The organism is Bacteroides sp. RCH18, assembly GCF_058231005.1.
Window position 1 is genome coordinate 357,482 of sequence record NZ_JBIPTC010000002.1, and the last position, 17,272, is coordinate 374,753.

Sequence of the window (17,272 nt, forward strand, 5' to 3'; positions counted from 1 at the left end):
GTTATGAAAAAAGTAATGATTAAAAATATAATAAACAGCCTTTTACTCGTTGTCGTTTTGGGAGTATCTTCTTGCAATGATCAATTGGCTGATGAATTGTTTGAAAAAAGAACATATTTAATAGAAAATGGCTGGAAAGATTATCAACTCGAAGTAGATGATGACAATACCGCTATATTACCGGTTTACTTTGGTATAAACGGCACATCTTTGAATGATAAGGATATAACTTTGACTTTAGATGTAGATCCTGATACACTTGAAAGATATAATTGGGAGAAATATAAAAATCAGAAAGAACTTTATTTAAAACTATTACCAGAGGAATCTTATACTTTTGATGCAAGCTCATGGACTATTCCAAGTGGTGAATTAAACACGTCAGCATATATAAAGATTTCATTGGATAAAATAAAAGAAGTTGGTAGTTTATACAATGATTATGTATTGCCTCTCAGAATAAATTCTTCAGTAGGAGAGCCGATAGGGAGAAGTAAGTACACGAAAGTATTGGCACATATTGCTTTTAAAAATGATTTTTCTGGTCAGTACACAGGAAAAGGTGTCATAAAGCAAATAGGGACAAGCTTTACAACGGATATAACCAGCACCAATATCTATGCTATCAATCAGAATACATGTTATATGTTTGTTGGCGACAAGACTCGTGAAAAAACAACGAATTATCTAGATTATGTTGTCGAAATTACCAAAGATGACGAAACAGGTACTTTTGTGTTAACTTCTCCAGTGGAAAGTTTGAAGTTTAAATCTTATTCATCTCAAATAAGTCGTAAATATACATTGAATTATGGTGATGACAGATATTATATAGAAATTACAACTGTTGATTTTTCTTATGAATATCAAGACTCATCTTATAATAATGAGCCTGTGCTAATGAATTTTCAAGGAAGTTTTACGATGACTAAAAACGTATGGAAATATCAATATCCGGATGTGGATGTAGAAGATTAAGCCATGGTTGCTGGAATGAAAATATCAGTGGCTATTCTAACTGTTTGTTTAAACCCTAAATTTTGTATATATGAAAATTGTGAAGTATATAGTTATCGTATCATTATTTAGTATTTCTGCATGTAGTGATGATGATGATAAAAAAAACAATGAGCGACCTGGGAATCTTGTAGAGTTACAGGTTGATGTAAATGAGATTAATATTGCGCAAGGAGATACCCGTACTGTAAACATTACGTCAGGTAATGGGGAATATGTTGCGACTTCGGCTAATGAAGAAGTAGTTGTCGCAGAAATAGATGGAAATGTGGTGAAACTAACCGCTGTTGAGGGGCATAATAATGCTCAAGGAGTTGTTTATGTTAGCGATAAGTATTTCCAACGCACTAAAATTCTAGTTAATACGGCGGCAGAATTTGAATTGAAGTTGAATAAAACTTTGTTTACGCTTTATTCTCAAGTGGAAGGATCTGATGAAGCTCTCATCAAGATCTATACAGGAAATGGAGGTTATTCTCTTGAAGTGATTGATGATAAAAATTGTATTGAAGTTGATCAATCTACGCTTGAAGACACAGAATCATTTATGGTGAAAGGCATTGCTCAAGGTAATGCTGAGATTAAGATTACTGACCAAAAAGGAAAAGAAGCTTTTGTGAATCTGAATGTAATTGCTCCTAAGCAAATTACGACTGATGCTGACGAAAAGGGCGTTCTGATAAATTCTAATCAAGGATCACAACAAGTGAAGATTCTTACAGGTAATGGAGAATATAAGGTTCTTGATGCTGGTGATGCAAAGATCATTCGTTTGGAAGTTTATGGTAATGTGGTAACGGTGACCGGAAGAAAGGCCGGAGAGACTTCATTTACTTTGACTGATGCAAAAGGACAAGTTTCACAGACTATTCATGTAAAGATCGCTCCTGAGAAGCGTTGGTATATGAATTTAGGAAAAGAGTATGCAGTTTGGACTCACTTTGCAGAGATGACTGGTGAGGGACTAGAGGCTGTGAAAGTTGAAACTAACGGCTTTAAACTTAAAAAAATGACTTGGGAGCTAGTTGCTCGTATCGATGGAACTAATTGGCTACAGACCTTTATGGGTAAGGAAGGCTATTTTATTCTTCGCGGTGGTGATTGGGAAAATAATAAGGGTAGACAGATGGAGTTGGTAGGTATAGATGATAAACTAAAACTGAGAACTGGACATGGAGCCTTTGAACTCGGAAAATGGTCTCATATTGCTTTAGTTGTAGATTGTTCGAAAGGTAAGGATGATTACAATGAAAAATACAAGCTTTATGTTAATGGTAAACAAGTAAAGTGGGACGATAGCCGCAAAACCGATATGGACTATTCTGAGATTGATCTTTGTGCAGGTAATGACGGGGGTAGAGTATCAATCGGAAGAGCTAGTGACAACAGACGCTTTCTTGATGGTGCTATACTCGAAGCACGTATCTGGACGGTTTGTCGTACAGAGGAACAACTTAAGGCTAATGCATGGGAGCTTCATGAACAAAATCCCGAAGGGTTATTAGGGCGCTGGGATTTCTCGGCTGGAGCTCCGACATCTTATATTGAGGATGGTACCAATTCGGATCATGAGTTGCTGATGCATATTTCGAAGTATGATAGCTGGAATGCCACAGAATTTCCTATGAGCAGATTTGGGGAAGCTCCCATTGAAGTACCTTTTAAATAACTTTTAAATTCGAAGAAAAATGAAAGCAATATTCAAGCTGTTGATATTGAACTTTTTGACTCTGTTTATCTTTCCGTCTTGCAGTGATGATGATAAGTCAAAGTCTGAATTGAATGACCCCATCAGTGGCAATATTTCTCCGGTAGGTTCATTTGCGGTAGAAGCTACCAATAACGAGAATGAACTTCTGGTGAAATGGACCAATCCCAGTAATCGCGACGTGGATATGGTAGAACTCTCTTACAGGGACGTGGAAGCGAGTTTGTCTCGTGCTACCGACTTCTCGCCGGGACATATCATAATACAAGTAGAGCGTGATGTCACACAGGAATATATGTTGAAGGTTCCTTATTTTGCTACTTACGAAGTTTCTGCCGTAGCTATCAGCAAAGCCGGCAAGCGATCGGTACCCGAAAGCCGTGTGGTGATGCCTTATCATGAAAAGGTGGACGAGCCGGAACTGAAACTGCCGGAAATGCTGGACCGTGCACATTCTTACATGACTTCTGTCATTGGATATTATTTCGGCAAGAGTTCCAGAAGCTGCTGGCGTAGTAATTATCCTTATGATGGAAAAGGTTATTGGGATGGTGATGCGTTGGTCTGGGGACAAGGCGGTGGGCTTTCGGCATTTGTTGCTATGCGTGATGCAACCAAAGAGAGCGAAGTGGAGAATCTTTACGGTGCAATGGATGATATGATGTTCAAAGGAATACAGTATTTCTGTCAGCTGGATCGTGGAATCCTGGCTTATTCCTGCTACCCGGCTGCCGGTAACGAACGTTTTTACGATGATAACGTATGGATCGGGCTCGATATGGTCGACTGGTATACGGAAACGAAAGAGATGCGTTATCTGACACAGGCAAAGGTGGTATGGCGCTACCTGATCGATCACGGTTGGGATGAGACTTGCGGAGGAGGTGTACACTGGAGGGAGTTGAACGAACACACTACCAGCAAGCACTCTTGCTCTACCGGACCTACTGCTGTGATGGGCTGTAAGATGTATCTGGCAACTCAGGAACAGGAATATCTCGACTGGGCGATCAAATGTTACGACTATATGCTGGATGTATTGCAAGACAAGTCCGATCATTTATTCTATGACAATGTACGCCCGAATAAGGATGATCCCAATCTGCCGGGTGATCTTGAAAAGAACAAGTATTCCTACAACTCCGGACAACCATTGCAGGCGGCCTGTCTCTTATATAAGATTACCGGCGAACAGAAATATCTGGATGAAGCGTATGCGATTGCTGAAAGCTGTCATAAGAAATGGTTTATGCCCTATCGTTCCAAAGAGCTGAATCTTACTTTCAATATCCTTGCTCCGGGACACGCTTGGTTCAATACGATCATGTGCCGTGGATTCTTTGAACTTTATTCTATAGACAATGACCGTAAATATATCGATGATATCGAAAAGTCAATGATTCATGCGTGGAGCAGTAGCTGTCATCAGGGTAATAACTTGCTGAATGACGATGATCTGAGAGGGGGAACTACCAAGACCGGTTGGGAAATACTCCATCAGGGAGCATTGGTTGAATTGTATGCCCGGTTGGCAGTATTGGAACGTGAAAACCGATAGTTGAACGATTCCCGTTCAGGGAACATATGAACATAAAAAAGCCATCCCCGGAATAGACAAAGTAGGGATGGCTTTTTTGTAGTGTGCTTATTTACCGTAGATTAACATTTATATCAAATGAAAATGGTGGAGTTATTTCATTTGGGGTACAAGTGGGTATAGTGAATAACATAGGGTCAAAGGATATATAATACCCTCCTGGAGTACGGTTGGTAACTGATATACTACACCCATGATAATTAATATAGGCTTTATCCATTGAAATAGTATATGTTTCTCTATAGCCTGATTTTTTATAGTATTTATCCTTTACTGTATAAGTTAAATTTTTATCTCCATATTTTATAGAAGCTGCAAAATTGGATAAATCTTTCTCCCATAAGTAACCTGTGTAGGATGCGTTAAAAATGAAATTGAGTTCTACTATTATATTGTTTTTTGTTAACGAAATCCCATCGCTATTATAGATATTGTTAAATGCATATAGTGAATATGACCATGGAGATAGTTCGTATGAATATTCATATTGTCTGGATCCAGGAATTTTAGCTAACTCCTCTTTATCCATAGTTCTTGCTCTAAAATATATTTCTCCAAATGGATAATAACTTTTCTTCAAATATATTGGATTCTCCATTTGAATTACAGCATCTTTCCAATCTCCATCATAGAAAGAATTCACTTTACAATATTGAAGTTGTATATATTGTCCTTTATGTCCATAATCATATTCTCCGTTTTCATTATATCTGTCAGTTCTAATATATAATATCCACATATCAGTTGTATCTTTATGACTAGTGTTATCTAAATCAGGGCGCGAAATATATGGCATGTCTAAAACAACTCCGTTAGAACGAGTAATTACATTATTTTCAATGGGTGGAGGTGGGGATGGAATTAATGAATCCTCATTTGAACAAGAATAAATTACAGAACTAATAAATAGTAATAGTAATAATAATTTGTAATTTAAAGTTTTCATGGCTTTAACTTTTTAAGGTTAATATATTGATTATTCTCAAAGGTAGTATATTAATACTAGAACTTATGCTAAAATTCAATGTTTGATGGCATGAATGCTTTTAATTTTTAATTAATTGGTAGAAATAAGCTCATGTTGGACTATGGTTTGGTAAAAATGTATGGTACAAAGGCGAAGTATTTCAACCGGTCGGTAATAAACCGGTCGGTTAAGAATACCCCCAAACGCTTCCCCGGGTCTTTATGTTTGAAATAACAAAGGACGTATGAGATTCTCTAAGGTGCAATTTTAGTACCTTTTGAGGTTATAAATGACTTATCAGAGGATAATTGTAAAGAATTTGATAGATTATATCGCCTTTTCGCAGTTGGTGGATAAGATGAGGCGATCAAAACCATGTAGACCTATAGGCTTCTCAATTCCGAATAAATATATGAAGAAAGAATAACTACGGCTAATAACTGCATGATCTCCGATTGCTCCGTTGATTATTTATTAACCTTAATTGGAAACCATAAAAAAGCCATCCCCGGAATAGACGAAGTAGGGATGGCTTTTTTTGTAGTGTGCTTACTATTGTTCGGCAGACTATGTTCCGTGAGTTTTTGGAAAGGTTATTCCTTGACAGGCTCAGCCGGTTTGTCTTTGGATGCAGTGTCAGTAACGACTGTATCGTTGACAATAGCGGTCGGTGCACTCAGTTCTGTCTTAACAGGTTCCTCGCTCTTGGTTACAGTATCTTTTACTACTGTATCATTAACGATAGCTGTTGCATTAACTTCTGCCAGGGCTGTCGCAGCTTCTGCAGAGTTCTGAGCCTTTACAAGGAATGAACCACCACAAACAAACATAAACATTGCTACTACTAATACTAATTTTTTCATAATCGTTTGCTTTAATGATTATTAAACATATATTTTCAATTCTCTCTTATGTGTTAAGGAATCGGTTGTTGCTTTATCTAACGGCTAATTAAAGATCAAAGTGCGTGCCAAAGACTGATGTGTGTTAACAATTCGTTGATTATAAGTGGAATATGTAGATTATGTACATTATCTATAGTGTGGAAACCTATGGGGAATATGTGGAAAATGGGGCAGGGAGTGTGGAATTATTCCACAATAGTGTGCTTTGCTATGCAGGTAATAATAAGTAATGAAAGAATGGTTGTGATACAATGAACTTATGTTTAAGTGACAGTGAGTTGAAATGTAGTAAATAAGTGACCGTTCTGCTACTGTTTATTAGTCGGTCATATTGGTTCTCTAACCATTATAACCCTGTTTTTATTTCGTTGCACCTAGGTTTAATAGTCATTGCACCTAGGTTGAATAGTTGAAGCACCTTAGTGCTATATTCGTTGTACCTTGGTGCAACGAAAGAAAATTACTGATGAGAATGAATATTGCTTCAAATAAAATGCTTATTTAGTAGTAAATTCCACTAAAAAAATAATGAAGGTGTGTCAAAAGTCAGTAGTAACTAAACTCTCCTCCTTCCTGAAGGAGAGTTTAGTTACTACTGACTTTTGACACACCTTCATACGATTAATGTAATTTCCGACTAAACAGGTGAATAATTACTTAATTTCGTCCGGCCAAGGACAAGGTTTACCCGTAGCTTTGACAATAGGACGTTGGGCATCAACTTTTCTCAAATAGGTTCCTAATTCTTTAGAAAGCCGTTTCACAATATCCGGATGTTGTGCGCTGAGATCATTACTTTCGCCTATATCATCGGGGATATTGAATAGTTCTTTTTTACCTGTACCATAGTAATAGATTAATTTCCAGTCACCGTTGCGTACGGCACAGTTAAAGTTGATTCCCGGACCGTCGTTTCCCCAGTTGTTGGGCATATTCCAGAAGAGGCTGCGTCCTTTGGAGGGATTTCCGGTCTGTTTCAGTAAAGGCATGAAGCTGATGCCGTCGATAGGCTGAACTGTCTTGTATTTTTTGATGCCCGCCATTTCGAGGATAGTAGGATAGAAGTCTTCTATCAGCAGATAGTCATTGCATTTGCTGCCAGGGGCTACGACACCGGGCCAGCTGACGATCATCGGTTCACGGATGCCGCCCTCATAGGTGGAGCCTTTACCACTGTTGAGAGGATGATTCTGGGTGTGCAGTTTGCCGTCACGCCAATACGATTCGGCGGCAAGTCCTCCGTTGTCGCTCATGAAGATGATAATGGTGTTGTCGGCTTCTCCGCTCTTTTCCAGCCAGTCCATCAGATCGCCCAGACTCTTGTCCATGCCTTCGATCAGTGTGGCGTATGCGGCTTCATGATCAGTCATACCTTTTTTCTTGTATTTGTCGTAGAAACGTTTGTCCTTGTCCAAGGGGACGTGGATGGCGTATTGGGACATATACAGGTAGAAAGGCTGGTTGTACTTCTTAGCCTTGTTCAGAGCTTTGATGGCTTCCAGAGTTAATGCTTCGGTGACGAAGGTCTCCGTACCCCAGTACTTTTCAAGTCCGGGAACGGCCATGAGTGATATTGGCTTTCCGTCTTTGTTGTGACCGTAATTCTCTTCTCCCAGATAGCTGGCGAGTCCTCCGGCAGCATGTCCGGCTATGTTTACTTCGAAGCCCCAGTGGTGTGGGTCTTCTCCCGGAGTGTCTATGGCACCGAAATGTGCTTTTCCGCAATGAATCGTATGATAGCCGCTGTCTTTCAGTAGTTGTACGAAGGAGGTTCCTACGAATGTGTTGTTGGTGCCGGGCACTTGGCTTACTCCGTTGTAGTTCCAGTCCGGCACATCCAGCACTTTGTCCTTGCGGTCTGTCTTTGTGTTCTTTTGCAGCGTCCAGTTGGTTACGCGGTGGCGTGCCGCGTTCGTTCCGGTGATGAGGCTGCATCGGGTGGGGGAACTGATACTGCTGGCATACGCTTGTGTGAACATCATGCCTTGTTTGGCAAGTCGTTCCATGTTGGGTGTTTCGTACAGCTTATTGTAATCTGTCTTTTGTGTCCAGAAGGGGAGTGAAGTGTCTTGCCATCCCATGTCGTCTACCATGAAAAGGATGATGTTGGGGCGTTTGTCCACGCGTTGTGTCTGGGCGGACTTCTGTGCTTGCAGGCTGGTGGCAGCCAGTGGCACGAGTGCGAGGGGGAAAAGTAGTTTTTTGTTCATGGATTAATTATTTAGTGTTATTTCTTTATTTCAATTCTGCCGGCCTTTTTGATCGGTATGCTCCGTAATTCCTGGTTCCCGTGGGAGTCTGCCCATATTCTTAATGTACCGGTGCAGTGGACATCCAATATCAGCTTATCGGTAGTACGTTTGAGTATCTGCACGGTGGCAGGCGACAGGTATTTTTCTTGTATGCCGATGACTGCCCAGCCTTTACGGATGGGGCAAAGATGGAACAGACTATCTGTAAATCCGGATAACTTTATTTTTCTTTCAGATGCGTTCAATACTTCGGCGCTCTGTTTTTCCCAGTTGAATGCGAGAATGCTGTCGCAAGAAGAATCTGCGGATTTACCGGTGCTTTCCCGTAACAGGTAATCTTCCTGTTTGACGAAACTTTCTACTTCCCGATAAGCGGGAGAAGTGTTCAGATTGTAGCAAATGACTGAGAGCGCTTCGTCTCCTGTAGGGGCAAATACGCGGTAGGCTTTACCGCTTTGCAGGGGATTGGTCAGTATGGATTCCGGAGTCGGGACGGCGGGAGCCGCCGGACGGAATATCTTTCCGGTTTCATCAATCAGAGGGCGGATATTGTCGGCAATAAATTCGCCTGGTGAGTCGGACAGGTAAACAGGTCCGCCGGAGATCGCTTTCGAACGTGCCATCAGACTGCCGCAAACGGTATCGCAGGAATGAAACATATCGTGGTCGGGCCAGACGGTCTGCCCCAGTATGAGTGTATTGGTATATGACTGGAACAGATGTGATTTAGCCATATTCTCGTCATATTTCTTATAGTCGATGCTGGCACGGGTTACGCTACTGTACAAGGTATGGTCAATGTTCAGCACATTTTGTGCCATGCAGTTCATCAGTCCCATTTGCATTCGATGTGTCTGATGTTCCAGAGCAAGGTTGCAGTCCTTAGCCTGTCGGATAACCTGCGTTCCGCCCATATAGAGCGGGAGGGTGAAGGATTGATTGTCTATCTTCAAGAAGTCAAATCCATACTCCTTCATGGTACGGACATAATATTCGTACCATGTTTCTATCTTTTCTGTACTGGTGCCGGGTAGTAAACTGCCATTATATGAGTGTAGAACTTGCCGGATTTCCGGCGGAAAGTCATTCTCGGCAGAGATTCCCATCCAATAGCCGGAAAGGCTGTACCATAGCCCTATCCATCGGATTTTATCTGCTTGTTTGCGCTTCATGATGCGGCTCCATCCGTTCGGAAAACGTTTTTTGTCGGGGACGAGACTGGTCAGTTGCCGGTTCTTGTTTGCTATGTGTCCGTCGTCAATTAAGACATAACGTACCGGTATGCCGGATGCTTCGATGGCATCGATATCGTTCAGTATTTTCGTTTCATCAATGTCATAATGATAATGTTCCCACGTACACCATCCCAGATAGTCAAAGGCATTGAAATACTCTTTGTCCGCTCTTTTGCGGAGGGCAGATACGGCTTTCTTTGCGATTAACGAATCGTAGGCGTCACTGAATACATGGTAGACGGATGAAGATTTCCGGAAAATCAGGAGGGGGAGTCGGCCGGTCAGTGCATCTTCTCCTAATGTGGAGACATACAACGTGAGCGTGCCGTCCTGATTAACCTGAAACCAGCTGAGGCTGTTGCTGCCCGCAATGGCTTTGGCGAACAGATATTCTCCGTCTGCGAGTTCGAGGAGCAGTGCATCGCCCGATGCGGACGGCAGGGCATTGGAAGGAATGCCTGCATAATCGCTCCGTGTGAGGTCTTCGAGACGGTTGAACATCCAGGGGAGCAACCGATTGGTGTTATTCGGCCATTGATAGTCGCCGGGGCGGGAATCACGGCTGAAGAATATGCCACGAACATACAAAGGAAGTGCAACTTTATACGAAAGAGTGCTTTGGTGTTCCGGCACTTGTTGTTCGCATAAGATGGGGGTGGATGGAGTATGCGTGTTCAGGTCGATGATTTCTTCCATCCGATAAGCTGCAACATCTTTGTATGTCTTCCCTTTATGGTAGATAAACGGGTTCTGTGCAGACAGCGATGCTTCCGCAAAGATGCCCGTCAATAGCCATAAACAGATGTGGATCATTCTTCTCATGCCTCTTGTGTTATTTTACGGAATAGGCGCTGAAGTTGATAATATCCGGCAGTGCGACAGATTCGGATACGGTCAGTCTTAATGCTGTGGCTTCTACCGGTTCAAACTTTTCGATTCGTTTGTGCCCTACAGATTCTCCTTTGCAGACTGTTTGCCATTTACCGTTCACTTTGGCTTCTATCTGATATTGCCGGATGCGTTCTCCGTTTTTGATGTTTTCCTGGATGATGCAGTAATTGACAGGCTGCTCCTTTCCGAGTTTCAGTGTCAGGCTTTTCTTTTGTCCCGAAATGCGGGCTATCGGGGAGGAGAACCGCCGATTGATTTCATCTCCCATTTCTTTCAGGCGCTGTGCGTCTCCGGCGGGGATTAATCCGGTCGGGTCAGGAGTTAATCCGAGAATGAGGGTGGCGTTTCTTCCTACTGACTTTTCATATTTATCTATCAGCGTGTTTAGCGGATAGATGTTGTTCTCGTCATCCGGTTCCCAGAACCATTCGTGGCGGCCGTTTGCTCCCCGTAGCGGAGTGTCCGCCATTGCCGGTACCCAGTATTTACCGTTCTTATCGCCGTGTTTTAACAGTTCGAGCTGGTCGATACTGCTCTCAATGCGTTTATGGTGTGAGCAGGGGACGGGAAAGGTAGACCAGCAGGGATATTCCACTGTACCTGTCTCCGAACCTCCCCAACGGAAGTCGGCACGGTCGATGTTATGATAGAAAAGGCAGTTTGGCTGATACTTGTTGACAATCGGTTCCACGTCGGGGCCATCGGCACGTGGATCATCGGCTCCGCCGTCAAACCATATCATATATAAATCTCCGTAGCGGGTGCAGAGTTCTGTCACCATTTTCTCGCACAGGCGCTTGTACCATGCCTGGCGGTTGCGGGCGAACGCTCCTTCTCCTTCGGCCTTGAAGTTATGGATGCCCAGCAGGGAGTTCCATCGGATACCGATATAGATGCCCGGTTGCAGACCATATTTGCGGCAGGAGTTGACGAAGTCACGGACAATGTCTCCTTTCCCGTCTCTCCATTTCACGGCTTTCAGGCAATAAGGGTTGACGTCGCTTTGCCAGAGTCCGAAACCTGTTTCGTGGGTAGCAGTCAGTACGGCAAATTTGCATCCGGCAGCTTTGGCGGCTTGTACCCATTGGTCAGTGTTCAGTTCGGTCGGGTTGAAGATGTTGTAATCTTCGATGGGATTGATACGGTTGTTGCCTTGTCCGTAGCGGATGCCGTCAAACACGTGCAGGTCATAATGGAAGACAGCTCCCATTTCCGCCTCATGCCATTTAAGTTGATGGGGCTTGGGGACGGGGATAGCCTGTTGTTGTGCGAAGCTGCAAACTGAGTATAGGATAAAAAGAGAGAGATAGCAAAGTTTCTTCATGGTGTTTATTTAGTTACGGTTTCGAGATAATGGGCAAATGAATCGTTGGTATGGAGTAGCCATGCCTTGAGTTGTTTGTTGAATTGCCGGACCAGACGGGGGGATTGTCCGGCAATATTATCCATTTGATATGGGTCTTTGGTTCGGTCGTAAAGAACTGTTTCGTCTATTTTTCCATTGGTTGCGTGGACTGCGAATGTGTGGGTTGACGTACGTAGCCCGCGGTATCCGGTGGCATGATTGTCAAACTGTACATAATAATAAGGTTGTACCACTTCTTTTTTACTCTTGCCCAGAATATGGCGGGATAAGTCGAAAGTCTGTACCGTTTCGGGTATTTCTTTCCGGAACCCCATCAGGGAAAGGAGGGAAGGATATAAGTCGGCGAAGGCGATCATCAAATGGTCGTCTTTGCGTGGCTTTATCTTTGCCGGCCATGAGATAATCATGGGGATGCGCATGGCTTCTTCGTAGAAGATATCCTTTCCGGCATTGTTGTGAGCTCCCATGCAGATGCCATGATCGGAAGTAAATACAATGATGGTATTTTCAAACAGTCCGTTGCTTTTGAGGGTTTCGATGATACGTCCTACCTGCTCGTCTACCCCTGTGATACAGGCGTAATAATTGCGTATGTTATTTCTGAAATAGTTTCCCATTTCGGTTCCTTTGGCGGGTATGTCCGGGCGGTGGGCACAGAGGGCTTCCACATCTATATCCTTATATAGGGCTTTGTATTTGTCGGGAACCAGTTCGTAACCGGTATGCGGAGGATTCATCGATACGACCAGTGCGAAAGGTTGTTTATTCTCTTTTTGTGTCTGAATGTATTCGATGGCTTTGTCCGCTTCGTATGCAGGGCCCCATTGGTTGACGTAGTAGAAACTGTCACGTGGAGCAGTCGTGTCCCAGTACATCGGTTTCAGATGATAATCGTATGTCCCGTAGGCTGTCCAGTATTCAAATCCGTGGCGGCGTTCGGGCGGACACCATTCGTTCCACGCTACTTTGCCACGATTGTTGTAAGTGTCTACATAAGGCTTGTAAGGAGAATCCAGATGCCATTTTCCTATGTATCCCGTACGGTAGTTCATGTCTTTTAGTACATCACTCCAACAGCGGGCCTCCTGTGGAAGCTCCACTCCGTAAGGCGCTGTTTGTGAATTGCAGTTGCCCGTTACCTTATTATGCAGGGGGTACATGCCCGTCATCAGCATGGCACGGGCGGGTGATGAAACAGGATAACTGCTGACTGCATTAGTGAATAAGACTCCTTCGGAAGCCAGATGATCCAGGCAAGGAGTCTTTACGGGTTCTTTGCCCAGACAACCTAGTGCGTCCCCCCGATACTGGTCTGCCATGATGAAGACAAGATTCGGAGACGTCTGGGCGGCAAGCGGAAGAACCGGAGCGACGAGTGTAGCTCCGATGAACCATTTATGATAATATGTACTCTTTGGTATGTGCATTATCATAAAAATTTCTCCTTTGTGTCTGACAGGTTAAGATAAACTAAGGTCATTGTATATTATTTAAAAGGTGTACATCAGGTTGTTGTATGGCTGCAAATGTACGCAAACAATGTGGTTCCGAGTATGCCTGTTTCTTTCATTCAACATACATGTTTAATTCATAAGTCCATTTCTTTATTCGTTTTTTGTATGTTCTGACTTAATTTTGTTTGTTTGCTATATATTGTTTAATAGGATGAAGCACTTCATGGAACAGTTCGGCGTATCTCCTTCTAAATATCTAGATACTACTGATGGATAACCTACAAGTCGATATTATATAGTTTCAGCTTATTATATAATGTCTTCCGGTCGATATTTAGTAATTGTGCCGCTTTACTCTTGTTATTTCCGGTTTGGCGCAATGCCTCCAGAATGTGTTCTTTCTCTGTCTCTTCGTTGCGTAGCGCCATGCTTGCGGAACAAACGGTACTTGTTTCCAGTAATTCGGTTCCTAACTCAAGAAGAGTGATGAAACTGCCTTGTGCCAGTAAGGTCGCTCTTTTTACGATATTCTTCATTTGGCGTAAGTTGCCCGGCCAGTGATAATTGAGTAAGGCTTGTGAGGCTTTCGAGTCAAAACCGATCAGATGCTTGTCCAGTTCCTTGTTTGCCTGATCGAGGAAGAAGTTGGCAAATAACAGGATATCCTCTTTCCGTTCTTTCAGGTCGGGCATCCGCAGGGTAAATTCATTGATACGATGGAAAAGGTCTTCACGGAAAGTACCTTTCTCGATAGCCTGTTCCAGATTCTCGTTGGTGGCGGATACCAGACGGATATCAACCGATACCTCTTGCGTGGAACCGACCGGACGAATCTTTCTCTCTTGCAAGGCACGGAGAAGTTGTATCTGTACCTCGTAACTGAGATTTCCTATTTCATCCAGGAAGATAGTGCCTCCATTGGCGGCAACGAACGCTCCGGTCTTGTCCGTCAGTGCTCCTGTAAAAGAGCCCTTCACATGGCCGAAAAACTCGGATGCAGCTAATTCTTTGGGGATCGAACCACAGTCTACCGCGATAAACGGCTTGTCATTCCGTTTGCTCAGTTGATGGATGCGGTGCGCCACATACTCTTTTCCCGTTCCGCTGGAACCGTTGATCAGTACGGACATATTGGTGGGAGCTACCAGACCTACATAATTATAGAGTTGCTTGGCGGCATCACTTTCTCCTTCCAGATAAGCATGATGGGTTTCGGTGGCGTTTCCGGACGAAACGGAAGAACCTTTCTTTGCAGAAGTTTTGGCTGCGGTATGCGTAGTCGGCGCTTCTTTTGCTTGCAAAGCTTCTGACATCTTTTTGAGTAGTTCCTCCGGATTCACCGGTTTGGCAACATAGTCGCGTGCTCCCAGTTTCATCGCTTGTACTGCCGATTGGATATCGGCATAACCGGTCATGATGATCAAAGGAATATCGATTCCTTTTTCGTTCATCCATTTCAGAAGATCGATTCCGTCGTGATCCGGCAGGCGTAAATCGGACAGGATTAAGTCTGCCCCTTGTCCTTCAATGTGCTTCTGGGCACGGGCAATGTTACTAACTGACGACACTTCAAACCCTTTTTTACTTAGCCAGGTTTTCAGCATCATTCCGAAAGTGATATCGTCTTCTATTATTAATATGGATTTCATCATACTCTCTTTTGCCTCTTTTAATGCTACAAAGGTAAGAGGATTTGGGCGAAAGTAGTATATTTGCAAACTTAAATTAAATAAAAGTGTTATGAAAAAGATTGCATACTTACTATTAACCATATCGTTTTGCGGACTTACGGCCTGCAAAACCGGAACAAAAAAAGGAGGAAATATGGACAACGAAACGTTGGTAAAGATTGAAACGACCTTGGGAGACATCAAGGTTAAGTTGTATAATGAGACGCCGAAACATCGTGATAATTTCATTAAGCTGGCGGAAGACGGCGTTTATGAAGGAACGCTGTTCCACCGTGTTATCAAAGACTTTATGATTCAGGCAGGTGACCCGGATTCAAAGAATGCACCGAAAGGAAAGATGCTGGGTGCAGGAGATGTGGGTTACACCCTTCCGGCCGAATTTGTTTATCCGAAGTATTTTCACAAAAAAGGCGCTTTGTCTGCTGCCCGTCAGGGAGACAATGTCAATCCGAAGAAAGAATCATCCGGTTGCCAGTTCTACATTGTGACAGGCAAGGTGTACAACGACTCTACATTGCTGGGCATGGAAAGCCAGATGAATGAGAATAAGATCAATGTTATTTTCAATACGTTGGCTCAGAAGCACATGAAAGAAATCTATAAGATGCGGAAGGAAAACGATGAAAACGGTTTGTATGAATTGCAGGAGAAGCTTTTTGCAGAGGCGGAGGTAGAAGCTGCCAAGCAACCGGAATTCCACTTTACGCCGGAACAGATCGAAGCTTATACGACTGTAGGAGGTACTCCTCATCTGGACGGTGAGTATACGGTTTTCGGTGAAGTAATCGAAGGCATGGACATCGTGGATAAGATTCAGCAGGTGAAAACCGACCGTAGCGACCGCCCCGAAGAGGACGTGAAGATTGTAAAAGTAGAAGTACTAGATTAAGTAGAATGAAGATCAACAGGCATATTCTGGACAATGGGTTACGTCTGGTACATTCGCAGGACGAAAGTACGCAGATGGTAGCTCTTAATGTATTATATAATGTGGGAGCCCGCGATGAACATCCCGAGCATACCGGCTTTGCTCATTTGTTCGAACACCTGATGTTCGGAGGTTCGGTGAACATCCCCGATTATGATATGCCGCTGCAACTGGCAGGCGGCGAGAATAATGCCTGGACCAATAATGACATAACCAATTACTACCTCACTGTACCCCGGCAGAATGTAGAAACCGGCTTTTGGCTGGAATCCGACCGTATGCTGAGCCTTGATTTCAGTGAACGGAGTCTGGAAGTACAGCGTGGAGTAGTAATGGAAGAATTCAAGCAGCGTTGCCTGAATCAGCCTTACGGAGACGTCGGTCATCTTTTGCGTCCTCTGGCATATCGGGCACATACTTATCAGTGGCCTACCATCGGAAAAGATTTGTCGCACATAGCCAACGCGACGCTGGAAGAGGTGAAAGCATTCTTCTTCCGTTTTTATGCGCCGAACAATGCAGTGCTGGCCGTAACGGGAAATATCTCTTTTGAGGAAGCAGTCGCATTGACGGAAAAATGGTTTGGTCCCATCCCTCGCAGGGAGGTTCCTCAACGGAATCTGCCGCAGGAACCGGAGCAGACAGAAGAACGACGGTTGACAGTAGAGCGTAACGTACCCCTTGATTCACTATTCATGGCGTATCATATGTGTAGTCATGAGCATCCGGATTATTACGCTTTTGATATATTGTCGGATTTGTTGAGCAACGGACGTTCCAGTCGTCTGAATCAACGGCTGGTACAGCAAAAACAATTGTTTTCGAGTATCGACGCTTATATTTCCGGTAGTGTGGATGCCGGATTGTTCCATATCTCAGGCAAACCTGCGGCAGGTGTTTCGCTGGAACAGGCGGAAGCGGCCGTACGTGAAGAACTGGAACGTTTGCAGCAAGAACCTGTTGACGAACAGGAACTGGAAAAAGTGAAGAATAAATTCGAATCGACGCAGATATTCGGCAATATCAATTATTTGAATGTCGCTACCAATCTTGCGTGGTTTGAACTGTTGGGCAGGGCGGAAGATCTGGAAAAGGAGGTAGAGCGTTATCGCGCCGTTACTGCCGGACAATTGCAAAAGGTAGCTCAGTCTGCTTTCCGCAAGGAGAATGGAGTGATACTTTATTATAAGAAACAAATATCCTGACTTCTCCTTACCGGCGGGATATTTATTGGAGGCAACGGCGGGATGCGGAGTTGCCG

General features: G+C 43.5%; 12 protein-coding genes. 5 read left to right on the forward strand and 7 right to left on the reverse strand.

All coding sequences use genetic code 11. The features are described 5' to 3' along the window. Positions 1-3 precede the first annotated feature (3 nt). The 3 genes from ACHLI0_RS16615 (at position 4) to ACHLI0_RS16625 (ending at position 4,283) form a co-directional block, all read left to right on the forward strand. Entirely contained in the window at positions 4-978 is a 975-nt protein-coding gene (locus ACHLI0_RS16615; RefSeq protein WP_011108974.1) for a BT_3044 domain-containing protein, read from the forward strand. 70 nt (positions 979-1,048) lie between these two features. Further along, entirely contained in the window at positions 1,049-2,686 is a 1,638-nt protein-coding gene (locus tag ACHLI0_RS16620; protein ID WP_070750591.1) for a LamG-like jellyroll fold domain-containing protein, read from the forward strand. 19 nt (positions 2,687-2,705) lie between these two features. Beyond that, on the forward strand, positions 2,706-4,283 hold the full coding sequence (locus ACHLI0_RS16625; protein WP_011108976.1) for a glycoside hydrolase family 76 protein: 1,578 nt from the start codon (positions 2,706-2,708) through the stop codon (positions 4,281-4,283). Positions 4,284-4,374: 91 nt separating this feature from the next. On the opposite strand, the gene ACHLI0_RS16630 is transcribed toward ACHLI0_RS16625, so the two are convergent. The 7 genes from ACHLI0_RS16630 to ACHLI0_RS16660 form a co-directional block, all read right to left on the reverse strand. Continuing rightward, positions 4,375-5,268, reverse strand: coding sequence for a hypothetical protein (locus tag ACHLI0_RS16630; RefSeq protein WP_011108977.1), 894 nt, complete (start codon positions 5,266-5,268; stop codon positions 4,375-4,377). A 614-nt stretch (positions 5,269-5,882) separates the two neighbouring features. After that, positions 5,883-6,152, reverse strand: a complete 270-nt coding sequence (locus ACHLI0_RS16635; RefSeq protein WP_008762730.1) for a hypothetical protein — start codon at positions 6,150-6,152, stop codon at positions 5,883-5,885. A gap of 695 nt (positions 6,153-6,847) precedes the next feature. Next, positions 6,848-8,404, reverse strand: coding sequence for a sulfatase (locus ACHLI0_RS16640; RefSeq protein WP_490749710.1), 1,557 nt, complete (start codon positions 8,402-8,404; stop codon positions 6,848-6,850). Between the two features lie 17 nt (positions 8,405-8,421). Beyond that, entirely contained in the window at positions 8,422-10,503 is a 2,082-nt protein-coding gene (locus tag ACHLI0_RS16645; protein ID WP_490749711.1) for a Sip1-related alpha-galactosidase, read from the reverse strand. 10 nt (positions 10,504-10,513) lie between these two features. Further along, entirely contained in the window at positions 10,514-11,896 is a 1,383-nt protein-coding gene (locus ACHLI0_RS16650; RefSeq protein ID WP_490749712.1) for an alpha-L-fucosidase, read from the reverse strand. A 5-nt stretch (positions 11,897-11,901) separates the two neighbouring features. Further along, entirely contained in the window at positions 11,902-13,371 is a 1,470-nt protein-coding gene (locus ACHLI0_RS16655) for a sulfatase family protein (protein WP_490749713.1), read from the reverse strand. A 299-nt stretch (positions 13,372-13,670) separates the two neighbouring features. Continuing rightward, positions 13,671-15,044 (reverse strand): sigma-54-dependent transcriptional regulator, encoded by a 1,374-nt coding sequence (locus ACHLI0_RS16660; protein ID WP_008766933.1) that lies wholly within the window; start codon positions 15,042-15,044, stop codon positions 13,671-13,673. 88 nt (positions 15,045-15,132) lie between these two features. Between ACHLI0_RS16660 and ACHLI0_RS16665 the strand changes: the two genes are divergently transcribed. Further along, complete coding sequence (locus ACHLI0_RS16665; RefSeq protein WP_258982841.1) at positions 15,133-15,972, forward strand: peptidylprolyl isomerase; 840 nt, start codon at positions 15,133-15,135, stop codon at positions 15,970-15,972. A gap of 5 nt (positions 15,973-15,977) precedes the next feature. Next, a complete protein-coding gene (locus tag ACHLI0_RS16670) occupies positions 15,978-17,216 on the forward strand; it encodes a M16 family metallopeptidase (RefSeq protein ID WP_490749714.1) in 1,239 nt (412 codons plus the stop codon). The last annotated feature ends 56 nt before the right edge of the window (positions 17,217-17,272 follow it).

Excerpts from the sequence above, each read along its gene's own strand:
- ACHLI0_RS16615 (WP_011108974.1), top strand. The coding sequence starts at position 4 with ATGAAAAAAGTAATGATTAAAAATATAATAAACAGCCTTTTACTCGTT.
- ACHLI0_RS16620 (WP_070750591.1), top strand. The coding sequence starts at position 1,049 with ATGAAAATTGTGAAGTATATAGTTATCGTATCATTATTTAGTATTTCT.
- ACHLI0_RS16625 (WP_011108976.1), top strand. The coding sequence starts at position 2,706 with ATGAAAGCAATATTCAAGCTGTTGATATTGAACTTTTTGACTCTGTTT.
- ACHLI0_RS16630 (WP_011108977.1), bottom strand. The coding sequence starts at position 5,268 with ATGAAAACTTTAAATTACAAATTATTATTACTATTACTATTTATTAGT.
- ACHLI0_RS16635 (WP_008762730.1), bottom strand. The coding sequence starts at position 6,152 with ATGAAAAAATTAGTATTAGTAGTAGCAATGTTTATGTTTGTTTGTGGT.
- ACHLI0_RS16640 (WP_490749710.1), bottom strand. The coding sequence starts at position 8,404 with ATGAACAAAAAACTACTTTTCCCCCTCGCACTCGTGCCACTGGCTGCC.
- ACHLI0_RS16645 (WP_490749711.1), bottom strand. The coding sequence starts at position 10,503 with ATGAGAAGAATGATCCACATCTGTTTATGGCTATTGACGGGCATCTTT.
- ACHLI0_RS16650 (WP_490749712.1), bottom strand. The coding sequence starts at position 11,896 with ATGAAGAAACTTTGCTATCTCTCTCTTTTTATCCTATACTCAGTTTGC.
- ACHLI0_RS16655 (WP_490749713.1), bottom strand. The coding sequence starts at position 13,371 with ATGATAATGCACATACCAAAGAGTACATATTATCATAAATGGTTCATC.
- ACHLI0_RS16660 (WP_008766933.1), bottom strand. The coding sequence starts at position 15,044 with ATGATGAAATCCATATTAATAATAGAAGACGATATCACTTTCGGAATG.
- ACHLI0_RS16665 (WP_258982841.1), top strand. The coding sequence starts at position 15,133 with ATGAAAAAGATTGCATACTTACTATTAACCATATCGTTTTGCGGACTT.
- ACHLI0_RS16670 (WP_490749714.1), top strand. The coding sequence starts at position 15,978 with ATGAAGATCAACAGGCATATTCTGGACAATGGGTTACGTCTGGTACAT.